At 37.7% G+C, this 4,887-nt stretch carries 6 protein-coding genes and 1 pseudogene; 1 reads left to right on the forward strand and 6 read right to left on the reverse strand.

The genetic code is table 11. The features are described 5' to 3' along the window. Positions 1–10 precede the first annotated feature (10 nt). The 6 genes from NE638_RS17480 to NE638_RS17505 all read right to left on the reverse strand — a co-directional run bounded on the left by NE638_RS17480 (position 11) and on the right by NE638_RS17505 (position 4,401). Positions 11–562: a class I SAM-dependent methyltransferase gene (locus tag NE638_RS17480; RefSeq protein WP_110925850.1), complete on the reverse strand. Its 552-nt coding sequence runs from the start codon at positions 560–562 to the stop codon at positions 11–13. A 40-nt stretch (positions 563–602) separates the two neighbouring features. Further along, the gene (locus NE638_RS17485; protein ID WP_059085408.1) at positions 603–1,304 is read right to left on the reverse strand and encodes a transglutaminase-like domain-containing protein; all 702 of its coding nucleotides are present in this window, start codon (positions 1,302–1,304) and stop codon (positions 603–605) included. After that, a complete protein-coding gene (locus NE638_RS17490) occupies positions 1,294–1,962 on the reverse strand; it encodes a class I SAM-dependent methyltransferase (protein WP_118609200.1) in 669 nt (222 codons plus the stop codon). The genes NE638_RS17485 and NE638_RS17490 overlap by 11 nt, the downstream gene beginning before the upstream one ends. Positions 1,963–1,976: 14 nt before the next feature. Then, positions 1,977–2,888 (reverse strand): ketopantoate reductase family protein, encoded by a 912-nt coding sequence (locus NE638_RS17495; RefSeq protein WP_092071358.1) that lies wholly within the window; start codon positions 2,886–2,888, stop codon positions 1,977–1,979. A 19-nt stretch (positions 2,889–2,907) separates the two neighbouring features. Further along, positions 2,908–3,690, reverse strand: coding sequence for a ZIP family metal transporter (locus tag NE638_RS17500; protein WP_199579961.1), 783 nt, complete (start codon positions 3,688–3,690; stop codon positions 2,908–2,910). 168 nt (positions 3,691–3,858) lie between these two features. Beyond that, positions 3,859–4,401, reverse strand: coding sequence for a 5-oxoprolinase subunit PxpA (locus NE638_RS17505; RefSeq protein ID WP_022427366.1), 543 nt, complete (start codon positions 4,399–4,401; stop codon positions 3,859–3,861). 242 nt (positions 4,402–4,643) lie between these two features. On the opposite strand from NE638_RS17505, the pseudogene NE638_RS17510 reads away from it, so the two are divergent. Then, positions 4,644–4,887 (forward strand): annotated as a pseudogene (locus tag NE638_RS17510) (cobalamin biosynthesis protein CobW); the annotation flags it as partial.

Consider the following 4,887-nt stretch of genomic DNA (forward strand, 5'->3'; position numbering starts at 1 on the left):
TTGTCCATCTTCAATTACTTGCATAAATTCGATGGACGCGTCTTATATCCCCATAACTGAAGCAAGGGGTTTTACGACGCATTGGATAAAAACAGGCAATGAAATCGCCGCCTGGTTTCAAAACACGCCATATTTCATGAAATGCTTTTTGCTTATCAAGAAATGCATGAAAACCATTCATACTGACAACGGTATCAACAGATTCATTCTCCATTTGCAGGTTTCCCACATCCCCCTGAATACATTTGATATGCGCATGACTACCAAGTCTTTTTCTGGCTTGTTCAAGCATATCCATGCTGTAATCAATACAAGTAATATGTGCATTTTTCAGAGAGCTCCATTTGTTTTCCGTAAATACAGCAGTTCCAACCGGAACATCAAGAAGCTTTCCTGAAAAGTCATCAGGAACATATGATAAAACTTTTCGTGCTATATCATTATCATCCGTGCCACTCCAAAATAACTTAATATACAGTTTGCTGAAAATATTTCTTTGCGTAAGAACATCGTCATATATATTTTTTGATGTTTCATAAGCATTTTGTATTTTGTCTGCCATATTACCTTCCAAATTTAATTTTAATTCTAAAAGCTTAAAACTATCGTTCTCTAATCTTCCTGACATTACGATTCATGAGGTGTCTTCCAATATGTCTATAAGCAAATGCTTTAAAGGCTGAAATTTCTTGATGATGTTCCCTCAACAGTTCATCTGGACAATCATAAACACCAAAATCCTGATTGATTCCCTCGCTCTGAATATAAGTATTGTTCCTATCAAACTCAATAATGAGATTTCTGAAATCCTTGACTGCTACTCCATAACCGCAAAATGCACCTGTACATTCCGAATTTTGTTCCTGTAACTTCTTTATGTAGGTTTTATCCAAAATGAAAGCTTCCAGTTCGTACCACTGATTTTCGAAATTAATTTCTACCCAGCTATGGAAAATACTTTTTGGAGCATTACGGTAAACAAACCCGGTCATAGCCCCTTTCTGCAATCTTTTATCAATCGTAAAACCATGTACTCTGCATGGAATATTGCAGGCACGTAAAAGTGCCATAAATAAAGTTCCTTTTGTATTACATTGTCCATAACCATCTGCAAGTACTTTTGAAGCTGAAATTCCGTCATCAATATTATATCCAAATAAAACATCATCTCTTACATAGTTGTAGATTGCCTTAATCCTTTCAAATTCACCCATTTCCTTCCATTTCATATTTTGAATAAGTTTTTGAATTGCCGGATTAGAAAAATCAACCATTCGTGTTTCCCTAAGATACTTATCTTTCATTTCCTATCGCCTTTCCCATAGGTTTTCTCACAACACAATGCATTCGCATACCTTTACGAATTTCAAATTTTTCTACTTTTAATCCTGCTTTTTTGCAACATTTTATGACCACATCTCTTGTTGGCACTTGGACATCTCCATGTCCGCATATATTTGCCAACGGCATTTCCAATGTATTCATTAGCCATACCAATACTTTATTGTCACTGGTCACATCTCTCAGTATCAATCTTCCATTTGAGCGAAGACATCTTTTCACACTGTCAAAAAATGCCTGTGGATCCGGATAATGATGGAAGCTCATAGAACAAATAATTGCATCAAATGAATCCTTTTCAAAAGGAAAGTTCTCACAGTCTCCTACAACAAATGTTGCATTTGGAATATTTTTCTTTTTTGCCTGTTCAATCATAGCAGGAGTCAGATCCAGTCCTGTATAATGCCGGTCTGGATGTTTTTCTGCTAATAAAGAAATCATTGGAGCAGGCCCACAGCCTGCATCTAATAAATCTCTAAATGGCTCCTTCTCTAATTCTTCCAGAATATCCGGATAATCCTTCTTGCACATTTCGTAAATGCCAGCATGGTTACTTTCATATCTTCCTGCTGCTTTTGTAAACTCTTTAATTGACAATTTTTTATATTCTTCATTTTTCATGCTTTTTTCTCCAATCACTGTACCTTTTTCGCCTTGCATCCGCATTTCTTCATTTTTTTCATATAAGCATAAAACTGCTTATGCAATTCCCTCATTTCATCTGGTGCCTTCATAGCATGTTGATACATAAATTTATCTCCAAAACTGCTTCCAAATGTAACTGCCAGCATAATCGTCAGAAATGACAATGGTAAAAAGCGAAAAATATTCATTTTCCATGGTGACAGTTTACCCTTTTGTTTTCGCAAAAAATTAAAATTTCTTTTCAGCCTTTCTGCTGTTTTCCTCATGATTTTCCATTCTTTTCCCACTTTCTCCGGATCGTCTGATTCATAATACGCATCTGCAATCGGTACCACCATAGCAAGATGACAAAGCTGCCATAGATGCATATCCGTTACTTTCTGGTATGGTATATGAGCATGCCTCAATATCTCTGAAAACTGCTTAGTTCTTTCGGATTTATTTCCTGATATTTCTGCAAATGTTGTCGGCTGAATCAACCTTGGAGTAAGTGCTGCATCAAGGATACCATCATCATTTATACTTCCGCCTGCTCCTGGAAAAGCCGGTAATATTCTTCCTTTTCCGACAATGTCTTCCCATTTATTGTAACTGTCCAGTGAATTTATCATTGTAACAATCGTATTACTTTTATTATTTTTCAATTCAGTAAGTGCTTCATACAGCTGGTTTTCCCGGACAGTAAGCAAGACAAAATCATAAATATCATCGTTTGGTAGTTCTCCAAGAATCCTAATCTCTGCCTTTATTACTTCCTGATTTTTCTTATATTGCAATCCATTATTTCTTAAAGCCTCAAGTCTTTTACCTCTGGCATAAATATTTGTATCATAACCGGCTTCTGCAAATAAAGCCGCATACAAGGATCCAATCACACCAGCACCATAAATCAATATTCTCATAAGAATCATTCCTCTCCTCTTACCCCAGTGCCACATCCAAGATCATCATCAAACTAAATCCAAGTGCAAAGAAAAGCGTACCGATATTCGAGTGCTGTCCCTGAGACATTTCCGGAATTAGTTCTTCAACCACGACATATAACATAGCTCCTGCTGCAAAGCTGAGTAAATATGGTAATGCCGGGATTACCAGCTGTGCGACAAGAATCGTCATTACTGCTCCAATCGGTTCAACGACTCCTGAAAGTACACCTCCCAGAAATGCCTTTCTCTTACTTTCACCCTCTGCCCTAAGCGGCATGGATATAATCGCTCCTTCTGGAAAATTCTGGATAGCAATTCCAAGTGATAAAGCAAGTGCACTTGTTGCTGTAATCTGTGCATTTTCAGCAAGAAATCCTGCATACATTACACCAACTGCCATACCTTCAGGGATATTATGTAATGTAACTGCCAACACCATCATCGTAGTACGGCCAAGTTTGCTTTTCGGTCCCTCTGTCTGATCACTTCCAACATGAAGATGTGGAATCAAATGATCAAGTGCGAGTAAAAACAATATACCAATCCAGAACCCAACAACTGCCGGAACAAACGATAAAGTTCCCATATTCTTAGATTGTTCAATTGCCGGAATCAGAAGACTCCAGATTGAAGCAGCAACCATTATACCTGCTGCAAACCCTGCAAGTGCACGTTGCAGTAACTTGCTAAGTGTTTTTCTCATAAAAAACACGCATGCTGCACCTAGCGTTGTTCCAACAAATGGAATCAGTATACCTTCAAAAACATTCATTAGCATTATGTATTCCTTTCTGTATAATCAAAAGTACTTTCACATCGTTTTATTGTTAGTTTTAACTAACTATCATATATAAAAGAAACCGTGCAAAAAGCAAACTGTAATTTCACACGATTTTCCTTATGTTTAAGTATATCACTTCCGAAATCATATAACAATATAATTCTTTTAACAATTTACAAGAGAAAGATCATCCATGTATGCACGATCTGCAAAAATCTCAGATGCTGTGCGAAGTCCCTTGCTCTCAGCGATATCACCAAGAACTGCTCCTGCACAGTAATAAACGATCAGATCTTTGTCATACTCGCAGATTGCCTCACAGATCGCTGTGGAAATATCCTCGTCATACTGGCAGCCATTCCCCATTGCTCCATGAGGAGCGACATGCTGAAGCTTCATTCCGTAGCTCTTGGTAAATGCAGCCAGTGCTCCGATCTGGTATCTGACATAATTCTTAACTTCATCATGAGAGAGAACCATCTTTCTTCGTCCAAAGCCAAGAAGATCCGGATATCCAGGATGGGCTCCAACCATAACGCCACGTTCCTTTGCCATGCGGACTACCTTATCCATTACCATCGGATCACCTGCATGCCAGCCATATGCAACATTTGCTGTTGTGACATATTTGATGATCTCTTCATCGCCGCCAAGCTTATATGCGCCAAAGCTCTCACCCATGTCACTGTTTAAGTCGATACTGTACATGTTGCTACCTTTCTTTCTTTACTTGTTGAAATTATAACATGTTAAATAAAAATAATAAAATAGATTATTTTTTCAGAATATATTAATATTTTCTATATTTCTTTTGCAATAAATTTTACTTTTCTTTGATCCGTTCTTTGAAAAGCTGTTGACAAAGATTTTCATATATGATTAAATAGTCATATGAACATTAATTCATATATTCATATAAAAAAACAAACGAATCAGCAAGGAGAGTTCATATGGAAAAAAAATTAAAGAAAGATTCCATGAAGTCCGCAGATTCCTGCGGCTGCGGTCACGAGCATGCGCATCACAGCCATGATGAGCATGAAGAACATCACGATCATGAGCATCATCACCACCATGAGCACTGCGGCTGTGGTTGTGAGGATCATAAACATGAACATCATGAACACGAGCACCTTCACAACCATGACGAGCACTGCGGCTGTGGCTGCGAGGATCACGAGCACGAACATCATG

The sequence above is a fragment of the Blautia sp. MSK.18.38 genome (assembly GCF_024460535.1).
GTDB lineage: Bacteria > Bacillota > Clostridia > Lachnospirales > Lachnospiraceae > Blautia_A > Blautia_A fusiformis.

Excerpts from the sequence above, each read along its gene's own strand:
- NE638_RS17500 (WP_199579961.1), bottom strand. The coding sequence starts at position 3,690 with ATGCTAATGAATGTTTTTGAAGGTATACTGATTCCATTTGTTGGAACA.
- NE638_RS17485 (WP_059085408.1), bottom strand. The coding sequence starts at position 1,304 with ATGAAAGATAAGTATCTTAGGGAAACACGAATGGTTGATTTTTCTAAT.
- NE638_RS17505 (WP_022427366.1), bottom strand. The coding sequence starts at position 4,401 with ATGTACAGTATCGACTTAAACAGTGACATGGGTGAGAGCTTTGGCGCA.
- NE638_RS17480 (WP_110925850.1), bottom strand. The coding sequence starts at position 562 with ATGGCAGACAAAATACAAAATGCTTATGAAACATCAAAAAATATATAT.
- NE638_RS17495 (WP_092071358.1), bottom strand. The coding sequence starts at position 2,888 with ATGAGAATATTGATTTATGGTGCTGGTGTGATTGGATCCTTGTATGCG.
- NE638_RS17490 (WP_118609200.1), bottom strand. The coding sequence starts at position 1,962 with ATGAAAAATGAAGAATATAAAAAATTGTCAATTAAAGAGTTTACAAAA.